Raw genomic sequence first — 15662 nt, forward strand, 5'->3', positions numbered from 1 at the left:
GCCCCCCCCCCGCAACATTTCGCGGGTTGACGGTGCGGTGTGCCACCAATCGGCGGCCTAGGGAGACCCTCGGCGGGCCGGTTTCCGGTACCCACGGGTAACGCCTAGCGTCGCCGACATGCCCCAGGTGAGGACGACGCAGCTCGTCGCGGAGATGGTCGCCAACGTCCTGCGCATCGAGGCACCGGCCGGCACCCGCGTGGCCGCCGGTGACATCGTGGTGCTGCTGGAGTCGATGAAGATGGAGATCCCGGTGCTCGCGGAGGCGCCGGGCACGGTGAGCGCCGTCAAGGTCGAGTCGGGCGACGTCGTCCAGGAGGGCGACGTCCTCGCCGAGATCAGCCTCGACTGAGCCGGCCACCTGCGCCTGGACCAGCGCCGGCGCCGCGGTCGCCCGCCCCACGGCCGCGCGGGCTCAGACGGCGATCGGCGCCGTCGGGATGAGCCGGGCGTCCTCGAGCGCGGCCGTGCGCAGGTGGGTGAAGGCCTGGTAGTCGGGGTGCATCACCATGTCGAGGAAGGCCTGCCGCGAGGGGTACTCGACGAGCACGATCGTGTGCCACCACGGGTCGGGGCCGATGACGGCCGCGCCCGCCTCGCCGCTGTAGACGATGCGCGCCCCAACCCGCTCGATGTGCTCGAGCGCGTGCGCGGTGTAGGCGGCGTACGACGCCCGCCCCTCGTCGCCGGCGAAGCGCAGCAGGTTGGTCATCACCACCGGCTGGTCGTTCTCGCGCGCCTCGGCGGCGAGGGCGCGGATCTGGTCGGGCGTGGGATCAACGGTGCTCACATCGCGCAGCGTAGGGCTCGCGCTCGGCAGAGGGGGCGGGATTCGAACCCGCGGTAGGTCTCCCTACGACCGCTTTCAAGGCGGTTCCGATCGGCCACTCCGGCACCCCTCCTCGACCCGTGCGCCGCCGTGCGGCGTACGAGCCGTGCCGAAGTCTAGGACGACGCCCCGCCCGCGCGAGCCGCCTGGCCCGATCGGCGATGATGGAGCCATGAGCAGCGCGTCGTCCACGAGCACCAGCGTCACCGACTACCCGCTCGCGCCCACGGTGATGGCGCGCTTCGTCGGCGCCTACCTGCTGCTGCTCGCGGTCGTACTGCTCGCGGCCACCGCTGCCACCGCGGTGCTCGAGCTGAACGCCGACCTCCTCGTGCTGCTGCTCGGCCTGGGCATCCTCGGCCTGATCGCCCTGTCGTGGCGCCTGCGCACCGTGCCGATCGTGCGCCTCACCGAGGCCGGCTACCGGGTGCGCATGGTGCGTGCGGCCGGCACCACCGAGGCCCGCTGGAGCGAGGTCGAGGACGTCGTGGCCGCCGCCCCCCGCGGCATCGAGTGCCTCGTCCTCCGCCTGCGCGACGGTCGCTCTACGACCATCCCCGTGCTGCTCGTGCGCGGCGACAAGGACGACCTCGCGCGCGACGTCCGGGCCCACCTCAAGCGCGCCTCGCGCTGAACTCGACGGCGCCCCGCGCCCGCGGGCGGTGGGCGGATTGGTGACGCGCCGCACGGTGCTTGTAGCCTTGCCCCGCCAGCGGCTCGCGAGGGCCGTGCGGTGGAGGAGGCGTCGCCTAGTCTGGTCTATGGCGCCCGCCTGCTAAGCGGGTTTGGGGCTACAACCCCATCGAGGGTTCAAATCCCTCCGCCTCCGCCGACGAGTGATCAGCCCCCGGTGCGCCTCAGTCGCCGGGGGCTGTCTCGTTGTCGGGGCTCGACGCCGCCTGAATCTTCTCCGGCAGGGTCACCGACGCAAGATCCTGCGGTTCTAGGTGCTTCCCACCGCTGAGTCTGCGGACTACGTTTGCGCGGGTGTCCTACCGGGCACGACAACGGCGGAGCCCGGGGCACCATCCCCGGGCGTCTCGGGCCACACAGGTCCGCCAGAAGGGGTAGATCGCATGAAGAAGTTCTCTCGCAAGGCCTCGCTCGCTCTCGTCGCCCTCGTGGCGACGGTCGGCGCGATCGGCGTCTCGGTGCCCACCGACGCTCACGCCGACACCGGGTGGGGATGGCGCGTCGCGCCGGGTACGACGTCCTCGACGTCGCAGTAGGCCGCACCGGCTGCAGGCCCAGCGGGGCCGGACGACGACGTCCGGCCCCGCTGGCATGTCCGGGCGTGGTGAGCCGGCTGCGGACGTGCTCGAGCTGCGCCGATTGGTGGCAAACCGCAACTCATCGCCCCGAAATGTTGCGGTTTGGCGCCAAACCGCAACCCCCGGCCCGCCGGCACGGACCGCGCCGCGGGCATCACTCGCCCGGCGCGTCGTCGTCCTGACCGGCGATGCCGCGGGTGCCCATGACGTAGCCGAGCTGGAAGCGCGTCTCCACGTCGTACTCCTCCTTGAGGTCGGCCACGTAGCCGGCGTACGTGCGGGGGCTGACGCCGAGGCGCTTGGCGCTGACCGCGTCGGAGTGGCCCTCGATGAGCATGCGGATGGTCATCGAGCGCTGCTCGGTGGCGATCTCGCGCAGCACGTTGCGCTCGGCGCTGGTGAAGGGGCGGGCGCGGGCGAAGGCGCGCTCGAAGATGTCGACGAAGTACGCCACGATCGCCGGCTCGCGGACGACGACCGCCGTGGCGAGGTCGTCGGGTGCGGGGATGAGGGCGACGCGTCGGTCGACCACGATCATCCGGTTGAAGAACTCGTCGAGCGTGCGCACCTCGGCGCCGTGCTCGGTGACCCGCGCGACGTACTTGTGCGTGGCCGAGTGGCGCCGGGCGCTGTGCTGGTAGAGCGTGCGCATGGAGAGTCCGCGTTCGAGGGCGGCGATGTCGCGGCTGGCGGCGTCGGCCACGGTCTTGGCGCTGCGCGTGGTCTGGGGCTGGGCGGTGAGCAACTCCTCCTGGGCGTCGTTGACCAGTGCGGTGAGGTAGGGGCTGATCGCCTCGCCGTGCAGGTAGAGGAAGGGCCCCGACTCGCTGGACGCCGGGGAGCGGCGCCAGCTCTGGCTCAGCCCGGCGAACGCCGAGGCCCAGCGCGCCGACTCGTCGATCAGCCGGGCGCCCTCGGTGCCGAGCGGGGTGACCACGCGCGACTGGGCGTTGCTCGGCTCGACCGGGCGCCAGGTGGTGCGGACGCCGTCCAGCTGCAGCAGCCCGAGGTCGACGAGGAGGTCGAAGGCGCGGCGCTGCGGGCTGTCGGCGGCGATGCGCGGGTCGTCGATCGCCAGGCCGCCGTCGGCCAGCACCTGCTCGTACAGGCCGGTGGCCTCCCGCTCGAAGAGCTCCCTGTCCTCGGGCCGGTATCCCGCCATGGCGTCATGCTTCCACACCGCACGAGGTGGACGACGACCCGCACTCGGCGCCCCTGATTCGGCATCGAGGCGCCGCCTCGGCTATTGTTTCCAGGTCGCTTGATGCGACATGCGCCTGTAGCTCAACGGATAGAGCATCTGACTACGGATCAGAAGGTTTGGGGTTCGAATCCCTACAGGCGCGCAGCACACGAAAGCCCGGGTCGGTCTTGACCCGGGCTTTCGTCATCTCTCGCTGACCCCGCTCCCGCGGACCGCTCAGACGGTGACGCTCGAGAGTGCGTCGTGCGCCTCGGTCGCCGCCCGACCCGGACGACGCAGCGGCGCCGCCATCGCGTGGTAGCCGGCGTCCACGTGGACGATCTCGCCGGTGATGGCGCGAGCGAGGTCGGAGAACAGGAAGCACACGGTGTCGGCCGTGGGGGCGGTGTCGCGGGGGTCCCACACGAGCGGGGAGCGCTCCTCCCAGGCCTCGAGCAGCTCGTCGAAGCCGGGGATCCCGCCGGCGGCGCGGGTGTGGATCGGGCCGGCGGCCACCAGGTTCGAGCGGATGCCGAGCTGGCCGAGGTCGCGGGCGAGGTAGCGGTTGAGTGCCTCGAGGCCCGCCTTGCACACGCCCATCCAGTTGTAGACCGACCAGGCGGCGTCCGCGGCGAAGTCGAGGCCCACCAGGCTGCCGCCGCTGGCCGGCGCCAGGCGCTGGAGCACGCGGGCGGTCTCGGCGTAGGAGACCGTGCTGGTGCGGAAGGCCTTCTCGAGGCCCACCGGGTCGACGCCGACCATCGAGCCCGAGAGCGCCGCGCGCGGGGCGAAGGCGATCGCGTGGAGGACGGCGTCCAGGTGGCCGTGGCGCGCGGCGATGGTCTCGACGAGGGCGTCGGCGGCCTCGGGCTGGGTGGCGTCGTAGGGGATGACCGAGTCGATCCCGAGCGAGCGGGCGGCGTCCTCGGCCTTCTCGAGGTCGCGCTCGAGGCCGGTGAGGAGCACCTCGGCGCCCATCTCGCGGGCGCGGCGGGCCACGCCGTAGGCGATGCTCTCGGTGGTCACCACGCCGGTGACCAGGACGACCTTGCCGTCGAGCAGGCCCGCGCTCATCGGGCGGCTCCCGACCGGGCGGCGCGAATGAGGGGACAGGGTGCAGCGAGGCGCATGGCGACTCCTTCGAGGGGGCGTGTCCGGAGGCCGGAGATCGGTAAGTAGAAGCAGGTTACCGGCAATTCACTTCCGGTGTTGGGGATGTGGGCGACGCCACGTCCGATGGTCGGTCGAGAGCTCGACGTGACTCTCGCCGCAGTCGCGCGGGGATTGAGAAAGACCTGAGCGGGTAATCGACACTCGGCTCCGACAAGCCGGTCGGGCCCCCGCTGCCGAGAGGAGCGCTGCCCCCGATGAGCGTCGACGTCGCCGCCTCCTCCTCGTGGCTCGGTGGCCGCTACCAGGTCAAGCACCTGCTCGGACGCGGCGGCATGGCCGACGTCCACGCCGGGCTCGATCAGGTGCTGGGGCGCGAGGTGGCCATCAAGGTGCTGCGCAACAGTGCCGACGCCACCCAGCGCGGTCGATTCCTCAGCGAGGCGCGCACCCTCGCCGGGCTGCACCACCCGGCCGTGGTGAGCCTGCTCGACGCCGGACTCGACGGCGAACACCCCTACCTGGTGCTCGAGCTCGCGCAGGGTCGCACCCTCGCCGACCTCATGGAGCCGGGCGCGATGGCGAGCGAGCAGGTCGCGCGGGTCGGCCTCCAGGTGGCCCAGGCGCTGCGGCACGCGCACCGCGCCGGCGTCGTCCACCGCGACGTCAAGCCCAGCAACGTCATCGTCGCGGACGACGGTCGCGCCTGCCTCATGGACTTCGGCATCGCCAAGCTGGTCGGTGAGGCCGACGGCCACACCCGCACCGGCGAGACGATCGGCTCGCCCGCCTACCTCGCGCCCGAGCAGGTCGAGGGCCGCTCGGTCAGCCCCGCGATCGACATCTACTCCCTCGGCCTGGTGCTGCTCGAGGCGCTGACCGCCCGCCGCGCCTATCCGGGCAGCGCGATGGAGGCGGCGATCGCACGTCTGCACACGGCCCCGCTCATCCCCGTCTCCCTCGGCCCGGCCTGGGGTCGCCTGCTCGATCGGATGACCCGCATCGATCCGGCCGAGCGCCCGGACGCCCAAGGCGTGGTCGACGCGCTCACCGACCTGCGCGACGGCACCGCCGCCGCTGCCGCGCGCTCGCTCGACGAGACGGCCACCTTCACCCGGCTCGCCCCGGTCGCCGCACCTGCTGCCCCCGCTGCCCCCGCCGTTCCCGCCACGGCGGTGCTCGCCGAGGCGGCGGGCGGCGCCGGTGCCGGCATGGCGGGCTCGGTGGCCGGCGGAGCCGCCCTCGGCGGCGCGGTGGGCGCCGTCAGCGGCGGGTGGGTGCGCGGCATCCTCACGGGCGGGGTGCGCCGCACCGGCACCGCGGTCGGCCTCGCGGTCGGCGGCGTGGTGGGTGCCGTCGTGCTCGGTCTCGTGGTCACCGGCCCGTCGAGTGCACCCGCCTCGCCGGCCGGCACCACCACCTCGCAGATGCCGACCAGCCCGGACGATCCGTCGACCTCGACCACGCCGAGCCCCACGGCTCCCGCCAGCAACGCCCCTGCGTCGCGGTCCACCCCGGCCTCCACCACGGGGACGACGCGGGCCCCCCAGCAGCAGGCCCCCGCGCCGGCACCGGGCAAGGGCGGCAAGGGCGGCAAGGCGGACAAGCCCGGCAAGGACGACAAGCCCGACAAGCCGAAGGGCGGCCCCGGGCGGCCGTGAGTCCCGGCGCCGCGGTGACGGCGCCTCTTTCGCGGATGCTCTTGTGCTCGACGCCATGTCCTGGCACCCTCGCTTGACAGATCGCTCTGTTTTGTCAAGTGCGCCTGGATGGGCGCTGCTCCCGGAGGTGCCTCGTGACGACCGCTCCCACGGACCGGCCGGTCGACCTGCGACCCGTGCTCGGTCTGCCCGACCCCGCCGAGCGTGTGCCCGGTGCGGCGTGGCCGACCATCGCGCTCTGGGTGGGCGCGCTGGCGCTGTTCGGCGTCGAGGTGCTCGGTCTGGCGCAGGGGTGGCCGGTCGTCGTCCTCGTGGTGATGGGGGCGGCGGTGACCTACCTGATGTTCACCGTGCTGCACGAGTCGATCCACCACGCGGTGAGCACCGACACCCGCCTCAACGACCTGTTCGGGCGGCTCTCGGTGCCGTTCGTGGCGCCCTACGCCTCCTTCGCGCTCATCAAGTTCATCCACATCGAGCACCACCGCAACACCAACGAGGCCAAGACCGTCGACCCCGACCGGTGGACCAGCGAGGGGCCGGCCTGGCAGGCGCCGCTTCGCTGGGCGACGCTCGACGTCTGGTACCTCGTCTACTACACGATGCGCCTGCGCGACCGGCCGCGCCGCGAGGTGGCGACGGTGCTGGCGACCTTCGCCGGTGCGATCGCGGCGATCACGGCGCTGGGTGTGCTCGGCCCGGGGCGCGAGGTGCTCATCGCGCTGGCTGGGCAGCGGGTCGGCGTCCTCGTGCTGGCGTGGTGGTTCGACTACCTGCCGCACCACGGCCTGCCGTTCACCCAGCGCGAGAACAAGTACCGCGCCACCCGCGTGCGCGTGGGTCGCGAGGGCTGGATGACGCCGCTGTTCGTCTACCAGAACTACCACCTGGTGCACCACCTCCACCCGAGCGTGCCCTTCTACCGCTACGTGCGTGCGTGGCGGCGCAACGAGCAGGCCTATCTCGACCGCGACGCGGCGGTGTCGACCTGGTTCGGCCGCTCGCTGAGCGCCGACGAGTACCGCACCTGGCGCCGGCTCACCGACCCGCTCGAGACCGCGGCGTTGGAGTCGGGGCAGGCGGGGGAGTCGGGGGAGCGCCCCGCGTTCCACACGCTGCGCGTCGCCTCCGTCGAGCCGCTCACCGACGACAGCCGCCTGGTCACCTTCGAGGTGCCCGACGACCTCGCCGCCACCTACACCCACCGCCAGGGCCAGCACGTCACCGTGCGCGCCATCGTGGACGGCGCCGCGGTGACCCGCACCTACTCCCTCGTCACCGCCCCCTCGAGCGGCACCCTCAGCGTCGCGGTGCGCCACGTGGAGGGCGGCGTGTTCTCCGGCTACGTGCGCCACACGCTGGCCGCGGGCGACCTGCTCGACGTGATGCCGCCCGCCGGGCACTTCCGCACCGACCTCGACGCGGCGGCCGCCCGGCGCTACGTCGCGGTCGCTGCGGGCTCCGGCATCACCCCGGTGATGTCGCTCGTGCGCACCGTGCTCGAGGAGGAGCCCGCGAGCCGGTTCACCCTCGTCTACGGCAACCGGACGACGGCGAGCACCATGTTCGCCGCCGAGCTCGACGAGCTGGTGGCGGGCAGCGGTGGGCGGTTCGTCGTCCACCACGTGCTCTCGCGTGAGCCCTCGCCGCCGGTCGGCGCGCTCGAGGGGCGCATCGACGCCCCGCTCGTGCGCCGCCTCGTGGCCGAGGGCGGTGGGACGCCGGTGGACGCGTGGTTCCTCTGCGGCCCGCAGGCGCTCGTCGACGACCTCGCCGCCGAGCTCGGCACCACCGAGCGGGTGCTCACCGAGGTCTTCCACGCCGCACCGGCGGCCGAGTCGCTGATCGACGTCGCCTCCGAGGTCACGGTCGTCACCGGCGGGCGCAGCGCCACCTTCGAGCTCTCCTCGCGCGGCGACTCCGTGCTGGACGCCGCCCTGCAGGCGGGCGTGGAGCCGCCCTACTCCTGCGCCGGCGGCGCGTGCGGCACCTGCCGCGCCAAGGTGCTGCTCGGCCGCGTGGTGATGGACCAGAACCATGCGCTGGACGACGCCGACCTCGCCGCCGGCTACGTGCTCACCTGCCAGGCGCACCCGGTGAGCGAGGCCGTGAGCCTCGACTACGACGCCTGATCGAGGTCGGCGGCGAGCGCGAGCAGCTCGCGGTCGCGACCCGGGGCGGCCACCAGGCACACGCCGCAGGGCAGGCCGCCCGCGGTGGTGAGCGGCACCGTGACGGCGGGCAGTCCGCCGATGCCGGCCACGCAGGTGAGGGTGAGGGTGCGCTCGCGGGCGGCGCCGACGTCGGCGGTGAGCAGCGGGGCCACCGTGGGGGCCGCGGGCAGCAGCCACACGTCGTCCGCGATGCGCTCGCGGATCTCGTCGCGAGCCGCCTCGACGGTGCGGCGGGCGGCGTCGGCCGCCTCGGCGGTGATCGTGGCGGCGCGCTCGAAGCGCCCGCGCACGTCGGGGCCGAGGGTGTCGAGCCGGCCGTCGAGCCAGGCGCCGTGGGCCTGCCACGCCTCCCACGCCTGCAGGACGACGAACGCCTCGCGCCACGCGGGGAGGTCGGCGAGGTCGTGGTCGCCGACGCGGCGGCGCTCGGGGAGCCAGGCGGTGATGGTGGCGGCCACGTCGCTGTCGGCCAGCTGCATCAGCTCGGGGACGACGTTCAGCCGCGCGGTCGCTGCAGCGGCGGGTGCGTCCGGCAGCAGCACGTCGCCGACGGCAGCCAGCGTGGCGGCGTCGCGGGTGAGCCAGCCGACGGTGTCGAAGGTCGGTGCGAGCGGCAGCAGCCCCTCGCGGCTCACCGCGCCGTGGGTGGTGCGGATGCCGAAGAGCCCTTGGTAGGCGGCCGGCACGCGCACCGAGCCGCCCGTGTCGGTGCCGAGCCCGATGCTGGCGTGGCCCAGCGCCACCGCGCTCGCCGAGCCGGACGACGACCCCCCGCTGATGCGGTGCGGTGCGCGCGGGTTCGGCGGGCTGCCGTGGTGGTGGTTGGTGCCGGCGAGGGAGTAGGCGAACTCGTCGGTGCGGCTGATGCCGCGCACGGCGGCACCCGCGTCGAGCAGGGTGGCGACCGCGGCAGCGTGCTGCGTCTCGGGAGCGGCCGCCGCGAGCCAGGCGGGATTGCCCGCGCCCAGCGGGTGGCCGGCGACGGCGAAGAGGTCCTTCACCGCGACCGTGTGGCCGGTGAGCGGACCGTCGCCGGCAGCGGGGAGCAGCGGGTCGCCGACCACCCGCCAGATGCGGGTGTCGAGCGCAGGCGCCGGCACGGCGACGTGGGCGGCCGCCACCTGCCAGCCGTCGGTGCCGCGACGCCACAGCTGGGTCTGCTGGCCGCGTCCACCGCGGGCGAGCTCGGTGATGGCCACGACGAGCGCGTGGTCGGGTCCGGCGTCGACCACGTGGACAGCGACGATGCGCCGCTCCGGTGCCCCGCCTCGACTGCGGCGGAAGTCGGCGATCGCGTCGTGCCCGACCAGCAGCCCGTCGGCGTCGCCGCGCAGCGTGCCGGGGCCGGGGGCGAAGAGGCGGTCCAGCGCACCGACGTCGTCCGCGCCGAGGGCACGCTCGTACGCCCAGAACGCCTCGAGGAGTCCGGGGGGTGCCTGGTCGGTAGTGGCGTCGGTGCCGCCCTCGCCGGTGGTGCTCACCCGGGCGAGACTAGGCAGCCCGTGTTTCGGGCAGGTTGACTACTCGGCGGCCTGGCCGGTGGGGTCGAAGGGCTCGGCCGCGAGCTGGGCGAAGACCGAGCGCCACGCCTCGAGGGTCTCGGGGTCCGAACGCAGCTGCGCCTCGAGGTCGTCGGCGACCTTCTGCAGGTCGCCGGGGGTGGGGCCGTCGTCCAGGGGCTGGCGTGCGGTCATCGGGGGCCTCCTCGAAGGGGGATCGGATCGCCCTCCAGTGTGGCGGGAGCGGGCAAGCCCGGCGCCGGTCCAGGCCGTCCTCAGGCGGGCGCGATGGTGTCGAGCACCTGGAGCTGGCGCGCCCACGCCTCCGAGGAGGGGTCGATGACGACGAAGTGGTCGCCCTCCACGGCGATCAGCTCGGCCGTCGCGCCGGCCGCCGTGGCGCGCTCGACGTAGGACTCCGACTGGCCGATCGGAACGGTGTCGTCGTCCTTGCCGTGCACGCACCACACCGGCACGTCGAGCGGCAGCTGCTGCGCGGGGTCGTAGCGCTCGTCCTCCCTGCTGGGGCGGTGGCCGAGCAGGTCGGTCTCGGCGCCGTTGCCCAGCCCGGCCTCGGCGGCCGCCCGCAGGTCGAGGACGCCGGCCTGGCTGATGACGTGCGTGACCGCCACGTCGTCGCTGAAGCCGTAGCGCCCGCGGGCCGCGGACCAGGTGGCGAGGTGCCCGCCCGCGCTGTGGCCGAGGGTGATCACGCGGGAGAGGTCGAGCGCCGGCTTCTCGGTGGTGACCGAGGAGATGTCGGCGAGCTTGTCGATGCCCGCGGCGACGTCGTCGAACGTGGCGGGGGCACCGCCGCCGTCGCCGACCCGGCGGTACTCCAGGTTCCACGCCGCCCAGCCGCGCGCCGCGAGGTCGGCCGCGAGCGGCGTGCCGAGGCTCGCGTCGTACTCCGCGCGCCAGAACCCGCCGTGGATCACCACGACCACGCCGCGCGGCTTGCGCACGGGGTCGGGCAGGAACAGCTCGCCGTACTGGCTGGGGTCGTCGCCGTAGCGGTGGGTGCTGCGGTGGACGCCTTCTGCAGAGGGCACGGTGTTCTCCTCGCCGGGGGTGGAGGGGCCGGACTGGCCGTTCGCGCCGCCCACGTCGTCGGCGCCGCAGGCGGCGAGGCCGGAGGCGGCGATCGCCCCGAGGGCGCCGACGGCGGGCAGGCGGAGGAGGGTCCGGCGATGCACGTGGTGATCCTGGCACCTCGGCCCTAGCCAACGCCCCGCGGCTGCGCGAGGCTCGCACCATGAGCGCTGCCGAGATCGATGCCTACCTCGCGCCCCTACCCGAGAAGCAGCGACGTGCGCTCGAGGAGCTGCGGGCGCTTCTGCGCGAGCTGCTGCCGGGCGCGCAGGAGGAGATCAGCTATCGGATGCCGGCCTTCCGCCTCGACGGCAAGGTCGTGGCGGGGTTCGCCGCCTTCACCCACCACCTCGCCTACCTGCCGCACAGCGGCGGGGTGCTGGCACAGCTCGACGCTGCTGACGTGACGCCCGGGTCGACGAAGTCGTCGCTGCACTTCACCCCGCAGCAGCCGCTGCCGCGGCGGGTGGTCGAGCGGCTGGTGGCCCTGCGGTGCGCGGAGGCGGGCGTCGTCCACGCAGCTGCGGAGCGTGATGTGCGCGACGCCGCGGGGTGACGTTTCGTCGTCCACGATCGCGCTGGCGTAAGGTCGAGGCACAAGGATCGTCCGCTTCGCCCGGTCCTGATGCGCGCCGACGGTCTCGGGACCGTCCTTCGGGTCCACGAACGTCCGGGCCCGGACCTCGCGCCACTCGCCATCGAGTCGGTGCCTGTTGCGTGCCGACACTCCTGTCTGGCGGCGGAGCGCAACGAACGGATCCCATGACTTCCACGCTGTCCCCTGCCGTGTCCACCCCCGCCGGCGGCGACGCCTTCGTCGAGCTCGGCCTGCCGAAGAACCTCGCCGACGTGCTCGCCCGCCAGGGCATCACCACCCCCAGCCCCATCCAGGCCGCCACGCTGCCCGACTCGATCGCCGGGCGCGACGTGCTCGGCCGCGGCCGCACCGGCTCGGGCAAGACCTACGCCTTCCTCCTCCCGCTCGTCGCACGCCTGGCGGCCGAGGGTGGCCGCGCCAAGTCCAAGCGGCCCCGCGCTCTCGTGCTCGCTCCGACCCGCGAGCTCGTCACGCAGATCGAGGAGTCGCTCGCCCCGCTCGCCGCCGTCACCGGCCTCACCTCGCGCACCGTGTTCGGCGGCGTGAAGCAGGGCGGCCAGGTGCAGGCGCTCGCGCGCGGCGTCGACATCGTGCTCGCCTGCCCCGGACGCCTCGAGGACCTGCTCTCCCAGGGCGCCCTGCGCCTGGACGACGTCAGCATCACCGTGCTCGACGAGGCCGACCACATGGCCGACCTCGGCTTCCTGCCGGGCGTGCGCCGCATCCTCGACGCCACCCCGCGCGACGCGCAGCGGATGCTGTTCTCCGCGACGCTCGACAACGCCGTCAACGTGCTCGTCAAGCGCTTCATGACCGACCCCGCCACCCACGAGGCCGACTCCGCGCAGTCGCCGGTGTCGACCATGGAGCACCACGTGCTCCACCTCAGCCGCGACTCCCGCGTGCCCGTGCTGGTCGACCTCACCAGCGCGCCCGGGCGCACGGTGGTGTTCACGCGCACCAAGTACGGCGCGAAGGCCCTGGCTCGCCAGCTCAACAAGAACGGCGTGCCCGCGGTCGAGCTGCACGGCAACCTCGCCCAGAACGCGCGCCAGCGCAATATGGACGCCTTCCACTCCGGTCGCGCCACCACGCTCGTGGCCACCGACATCGCGGCCCGCGGCATCCACGTGGACGACGTCACCCTCGTCGTCCACGCCGACCCGCCGGCCGAGCACAAGGCCTACCTGCACCGCTCGGGCCGCACCGCTCGCGCCGGCTCGGACGGCCTCGTCATCACGCTCATGACCGACGACCAGGTCGGCGACGTGCGTCAGCTGACCCGCGCCGCCGGCATCAAGCCCACCATCACCCGCATCGACGGCGCCCGGCACCCCGTGCTCACCCGCCTCGTCCCGGGCGAGCGCTCGCTGCCCGGCGGCATCGTCGTCGAAGCGCCGGCGCAGCCGGCGCGCGGCTCGGGCTCCGGTTCGGCTGCCGGCAACGGCGGTTCGAACGCGGGCGGCGGGCGCGGCCGTGGCCGCCGCCGCGGCGGCTCGGGGGGCGGCGCCGGTGCCGGCGCTGCCTCGACCGGCGGCGCGCGCTCCGGCGGTCCGCGCTCGCGCGGCGCCGGTGGCAAGGGCGGTCAGGGCGGTCAGGGCGGCGCTGGCGGTGCTGGCGGTTCTGCGTCCGGCTCGGCCAGGGCCGGTGCCTCTGCCAAGAGCGGCGGCGGACGTCGCCGCGGCGGCGCGGGTGCGTCGTCCACGGGTGGCTCGGGCGGCTCCGGCGGCAACCACAGCGCTGCCGGCTTCAGCCAGGGTCAGCGTCGCCGCTGACCTGCCTGCTCCTCCCGCTCTGAGCTGGTTCGCCGGCCAGGCGGGCGAGCTCGGCGTCCAAGCCGGGGCCTGCCTCCACGGTGACCTCGCGCGCGGTCATCGACTCGTCGCAGCAGTCGCAGCGCAGCTGCACGCGCGCCTCGCCGGGCCCGGCGTGCGTGCACGTGCGGTGGGTGTAGCGGATCGGCTGACCGAGCGGCGCCATGTAGGTATCGCCCCAGTCGCGCAACGCCATCAGCACCGGGTAGAGCGCCATGCCCTTCTCGGTGAGGCGGTACTCGTCCCACGCGGCGCCCTCAGGTCGGTGGCGACGCAGGATCTCGTGCTCGACGAGTCGGTCGAGGCGATCCTGCAGGCGGCTGCGCGACATCGTCGTGGCGGCCTGCAGGGCGTTGAAGCGGCGCAGGCCGGCGAAGCAGTGCTTGAGCAGCACGAGGGTCCACCGGTCGCCGAGGACGACGAGCGGTCGCGTGATCGAGCACGGCTCGTCGGCGAGGTCCTCGTAGCGCATGGCCGTGAGCCTACGGGCAGGTGGTTCCGAAACGGAACCACCTCGGCTAGCCTCGGCCCATGACTGCCACCGCCCGCCCCGAGGCGTCCGCCGAGCCCGCCGCCGTCGGGGTGCTCGAGCAGCTGCTCGACGACCGCTTCACCTGCCGCGCCTTCACCGACCAGCAGGTCGAGCCCGCGGTGATCGAGCGTCTGCTCGGCCTCGCCCAGCGCACGCCGTCGTGGTGCAACACCCAGCCCTGGCAGGTCGTCGTGACCTCGGGCGAGGCCACCACCCGCTTCCGCGACGCGCTGCTCGCCCACATGGCCGCGCTCAGCCTCGAGTCCGACATCCCGTTCCCGGCGAAGTACGACGGCGTCTACCAGGAGCGGCGTCGCGAGTGCGGCGCTCAGCTGTACGAGGCCGTCGGCATCGGTCGCGGCGACGCGGAGGCCCGCATGGTGCAGATGGCGAAGAACTTCGAGTTCTTCGGCGCACCCCACACCGCGATCATCACCACCGAGGCCGACCTCGGCCCCTACGGCGCCATCGACTGCGGCCTCTACGCCCAGACCTTCCTCCTCGCCGCGCAGGCACTCGGCCTCGGCGCCGCCCCGCAGGCCGCGCTCGCCATGGCCTCGCCCTTCATCCGCGACTACTTCGACATCCCCGACCACCGCCAGGTCGTCGTCGGCATCTCCTTCGGCTACGCCGACCACGCCGCCCCCGTCAACGGCTTCCGGACCTCGCGCGCCGAGCTCGGCGTCGTCCTCGACCAGCGGGTGGGGTCGCGGCCTGGGGGGGGTGGCCGGGAGGGGGGGGGGTTGGGGTGGGCGCGGGGGTTTGCGGTTTGGCGCCAACCCGCAACGTTTCCGGGCCGATCGGTGCGGTTTGCCACCAATCGGCGGGGTGCTGGGCGGCTGGTGGGTCAGGCGCTAGAGGTCTCGCGGGTCGGTGTTCGCCCCGCAGAGGACGACGGCCACCCGCTCGCCGTCCTCGGGGGTGTAGGCGCCGGAGCTGAGCGCCGCGTAGGCCGCGGCCGCCCCGTGCTCGACAGCCAGCCGCCGCTCGTGCCACAGCTGGCTGCGGGCGGCGACGATGGCGTCGTCCTCGACGAGCACGGACGTCGGGCCGGTGCGCTGCGCGACCTCGAACGCGATGTCGCCGATGCGGCGGGCGCCGAGCGAGTCGGCCGCGACGCCACCGACGCTCACGTCGACGGGTCCACCTTCAGCCAGCGCCGCGCGCAGGGTCGGGATGGTCGTCGGCTCGACGGCCACCACGCGCAACCCGAGGGGCTCGACTGCGGCGGCGATCCCGGCGAAGAGCCCGCCGCCGCCGACGGCCACCACGACGGTGTCGATGCCAGCGGCGTCGTCCACGAGCTCGAGGGCGAGGGTCCCGGCGCCCGCGACGACGTCGGGGTGGTCGTAGGCGTGGCTCGTCAGCGCTCCGGTGCGCTGTGCCTCCTCGGCCGCGGCAGCCGCTGCCTCGGCGTACTCCGAGCCGACTTGCAGCACCCGAGCCCCGTAGGCCTCGAGCCGCGCGACCTTCACCGCCGGCGCGCTGATGGGCACCACCACGGTCGCCCGGACGTCGAGTGCTCGCGCCGCATAGGCCGTCGCCAGGCCGGCGTTTCCGCCGGAGGCGATCACGACGCCGGCGTCGGCGCTCAGCTCGCCGCGCTCGCGGGCGGCCAGGAGCCGGTTGAACGCGCCGCGGGTCTTGAACACGCCCGCGTGCTGCAGCAGCTCGAGCTTGAGCCACGGCTCGGCGGCGGAGCCCGTCGTCCACGGGGCACCGGTGGCGGTGGGGGTGCGGCGGACGAAGGGCGCGATGCGCGCGGCGGCCGCGTCGACGTCCGCGCGGGTGAGGGGGTCGGGGCTCATGGATGCATCATCGCGGGCGGTACTGGGACGACGAATCTGGCGCTTGGACGCCGGAATTCCGGCGGGCAAGCGCCAGATGCACCCGCCGGCC

The 15662-nt window shown here is 74.0% G+C and carries 15 protein-coding genes, 3 tRNA genes and 1 pseudogene; 10 read left to right on the forward strand and 9 right to left on the reverse strand.

All coding sequences use genetic code 11. The features are described from left to right. The first annotated feature begins 118 nt into the window (after positions 1-118). Positions 119-352, forward strand: a complete 234-nt coding sequence (locus ACERUN_RS15320) for a biotin/lipoyl-binding carrier protein (RefSeq protein WP_370290900.1) — start codon at positions 119-121, stop codon at positions 350-352. Positions 353-415: 63 nt separating this feature from the next. Here the strand turns inward: ACERUN_RS15320 and ACERUN_RS15325 are convergent, their stop codons facing one another. Both ACERUN_RS15325 and ACERUN_RS15330 read right to left on the reverse strand, forming a co-directional pair. Beyond that, on the reverse strand, positions 416-790 hold the full coding sequence (locus tag ACERUN_RS15325) for a DUF1330 domain-containing protein (protein WP_370290901.1): 375 nt from the start codon (positions 788-790) through the stop codon (positions 416-418). A gap of 27 nt (positions 791-817) precedes the next feature. Then, positions 818-902, reverse strand: a tRNA-Ser gene (locus ACERUN_RS15330). Positions 903-1001: 99 nt separating this feature from the next. Here ACERUN_RS15330 and ACERUN_RS15335 point away from each other — a divergent pair. The 3 genes from ACERUN_RS15335 to ACERUN_RS15345 all read left to right on the forward strand — a co-directional run bounded on the left by ACERUN_RS15335 (position 1002) and on the right by ACERUN_RS15345 (position 2058). After that, positions 1002-1463 (forward strand): hypothetical protein, encoded by a 462-nt coding sequence (locus ACERUN_RS15335; protein WP_370290902.1) that lies wholly within the window; start codon positions 1002-1004, stop codon positions 1461-1463. Positions 1464-1567: 104 nt separating this feature from the next. Further along, positions 1568-1658: transfer RNA gene (locus ACERUN_RS15340), tRNA-Ser, on the forward strand. Between the two features lie 247 nt (positions 1659-1905). After that, on the forward strand, positions 1906-2058 hold the full coding sequence (locus tag ACERUN_RS15345) for a hypothetical protein (protein ID WP_370290903.1): 153 nt from the start codon (positions 1906-1908) through the stop codon (positions 2056-2058). Between the two features lie 196 nt (positions 2059-2254). Here the strand turns inward: ACERUN_RS15345 and ACERUN_RS15350 are convergent, their stop codons facing one another. Beyond that, positions 2255-3262: a LuxR family transcriptional regulator gene (locus ACERUN_RS15350; RefSeq protein WP_370290904.1), complete on the reverse strand. Its 1008-nt coding sequence runs from the start codon at positions 3260-3262 to the stop codon at positions 2255-2257. Between the two features lie 111 nt (positions 3263-3373). On the opposite strand from ACERUN_RS15350, the gene ACERUN_RS15355 reads away from it, so the two are divergent. Beyond that, positions 3374-3446 (forward strand) — tRNA-Arg (locus ACERUN_RS15355). Between the two features lie 74 nt (positions 3447-3520). On the opposite strand, the gene ACERUN_RS15360 is transcribed toward ACERUN_RS15355, so the two are convergent. Continuing rightward, the gene (locus ACERUN_RS15360) at positions 3521-4357 is read right to left on the reverse strand and encodes an SDR family oxidoreductase (protein WP_370290905.1); all 837 of its coding nucleotides are present in this window, start codon (positions 4355-4357) and stop codon (positions 3521-3523) included. 293 nt (positions 4358-4650) lie between these two features. Between ACERUN_RS15360 and ACERUN_RS15365 the strand changes: the two genes are divergently transcribed. Beyond that, positions 4651-6054, forward strand: coding sequence for a serine/threonine-protein kinase (locus tag ACERUN_RS15365; protein WP_370290906.1), 1404 nt, complete (start codon positions 4651-4653; stop codon positions 6052-6054). Positions 6055-6188: 134 nt separating this feature from the next. After that, positions 6189-8186 (forward strand): fatty acid desaturase, encoded by a 1998-nt coding sequence (locus ACERUN_RS15370; RefSeq protein WP_370290907.1) that lies wholly within the window; start codon positions 6189-6191, stop codon positions 8184-8186. Here the strand turns inward: ACERUN_RS15370 and ACERUN_RS15375 are convergent. The 3 genes from ACERUN_RS15375 to ACERUN_RS15385 form a co-directional block, all read right to left on the reverse strand. Further along, entirely contained in the window at positions 8174-9709 is a 1536-nt protein-coding gene (locus tag ACERUN_RS15375; RefSeq protein WP_370290908.1) for an amidase, read from the reverse strand. The genes ACERUN_RS15370 and ACERUN_RS15375 overlap by 13 nt on opposite strands. Positions 9710-9748: 39 nt before the next feature. Further along, on the reverse strand, positions 9749-9922 hold the full coding sequence (locus ACERUN_RS15380) for a hypothetical protein (RefSeq protein ID WP_370290909.1): 174 nt from the start codon (positions 9920-9922) through the stop codon (positions 9749-9751). 80 nt (positions 9923-10002) lie between these two features. Continuing rightward, positions 10003-10923: an alpha/beta hydrolase family protein gene (locus tag ACERUN_RS15385; RefSeq protein WP_370290910.1), complete on the reverse strand. Its 921-nt coding sequence runs from the start codon at positions 10921-10923 to the stop codon at positions 10003-10005. Between the two features lie 59 nt (positions 10924-10982). Between ACERUN_RS15385 and ACERUN_RS15390 the strand changes: the two genes are divergently transcribed. Together ACERUN_RS15390 and ACERUN_RS15395 are read left to right on the forward strand one after the other, a co-directional pair. Continuing rightward, entirely contained in the window at positions 10983-11375 is a 393-nt protein-coding gene (locus tag ACERUN_RS15390) for an iron chaperone (protein ID WP_370290911.1), read from the forward strand. A 206-nt stretch (positions 11376-11581) separates the two neighbouring features. Then, positions 11582-13192 (forward strand): DEAD/DEAH box helicase, encoded by a 1611-nt coding sequence (locus ACERUN_RS15395; protein ID WP_370290912.1) that lies wholly within the window; start codon positions 11582-11584, stop codon positions 13190-13192. Here ACERUN_RS15395 and ACERUN_RS15400 read toward each other — a convergent pair. Then, positions 13167-13703: a winged helix-turn-helix transcriptional regulator gene (locus ACERUN_RS15400; RefSeq protein ID WP_370290913.1), complete on the reverse strand. Its 537-nt coding sequence runs from the start codon at positions 13701-13703 to the stop codon at positions 13167-13169. The genes ACERUN_RS15395 and ACERUN_RS15400 overlap by 26 nt on opposite strands. A gap of 59 nt (positions 13704-13762) precedes the next feature. Between ACERUN_RS15400 and ACERUN_RS15405 the strand changes: the two are divergent. Further along, positions 13763-14380 (forward strand): annotated as a pseudogene (locus ACERUN_RS15405) (nitroreductase family protein); the annotation flags it as partial. A 237-nt stretch (positions 14381-14617) separates the two neighbouring features. Here ACERUN_RS15405 and ACERUN_RS15410 read toward each other — a convergent pair. Next, the gene (locus tag ACERUN_RS15410) at positions 14618-15571 is read right to left on the reverse strand and encodes a threonine/serine dehydratase (RefSeq protein WP_370290914.1); all 954 of its coding nucleotides are present in this window, start codon (positions 15569-15571) and stop codon (positions 14618-14620) included. Between the last annotated feature and the right edge of the window lie 91 nt (positions 15572-15662).

The organism is Nocardioides sp. (assembly GCF_964229035.1).
In the GTDB taxonomy this organism is placed as follows: Bacteria; Actinomycetota; Actinomycetes; order Propionibacteriales; family Nocardioidaceae; genus Nocardioides.

What these genes read in the sequence shown, in the direction of transcription:
- ACERUN_RS15350 (WP_370290904.1), bottom strand. Translation starts at nt 3,262, where the DNA reads ATGGCGGGATACCGGCCCGAGGACAGGGAGCTCTTCGAGCGGGAGGCC.
- ACERUN_RS15410 (WP_370290914.1), bottom strand. Translation starts at nt 15,571, where the DNA reads ATGAGCCCCGACCCCCTCACCCGCGCGGACGTCGACGCGGCCGCCGCG.
- ACERUN_RS15400 (WP_370290913.1), bottom strand. Translation starts at nt 13,703, where the DNA reads ATGCGCTACGAGGACCTCGCCGACGAGCCGTGCTCGATCACGCGACCG.
- ACERUN_RS15320 (WP_370290900.1), top strand. Translation starts at nt 119, where the DNA reads ATGCCCCAGGTGAGGACGACGCAGCTCGTCGCGGAGATGGTCGCCAAC.
- ACERUN_RS15390 (WP_370290911.1), top strand. Translation starts at nt 10,983, where the DNA reads ATGAGCGCTGCCGAGATCGATGCCTACCTCGCGCCCCTACCCGAGAAG.
- ACERUN_RS15380 (WP_370290909.1), bottom strand. Translation starts at nt 9,922, where the DNA reads ATGACCGCACGCCAGCCCCTGGACGACGGCCCCACCCCCGGCGACCTG.
- ACERUN_RS15345 (WP_370290903.1), top strand. Translation starts at nt 1,906, where the DNA reads ATGAAGAAGTTCTCTCGCAAGGCCTCGCTCGCTCTCGTCGCCCTCGTG.
- ACERUN_RS15335 (WP_370290902.1), top strand. Translation starts at nt 1,002, where the DNA reads ATGAGCAGCGCGTCGTCCACGAGCACCAGCGTCACCGACTACCCGCTC.
- ACERUN_RS15395 (WP_370290912.1), top strand. Translation starts at nt 11,582, where the DNA reads ATGACTTCCACGCTGTCCCCTGCCGTGTCCACCCCCGCCGGCGGCGAC.
- ACERUN_RS15365 (WP_370290906.1), top strand. Translation starts at nt 4,651, where the DNA reads ATGAGCGTCGACGTCGCCGCCTCCTCCTCGTGGCTCGGTGGCCGCTAC.
- ACERUN_RS15360 (WP_370290905.1), bottom strand. Translation starts at nt 4,357, where the DNA reads ATGAGCGCGGGCCTGCTCGACGGCAAGGTCGTCCTGGTCACCGGCGTG.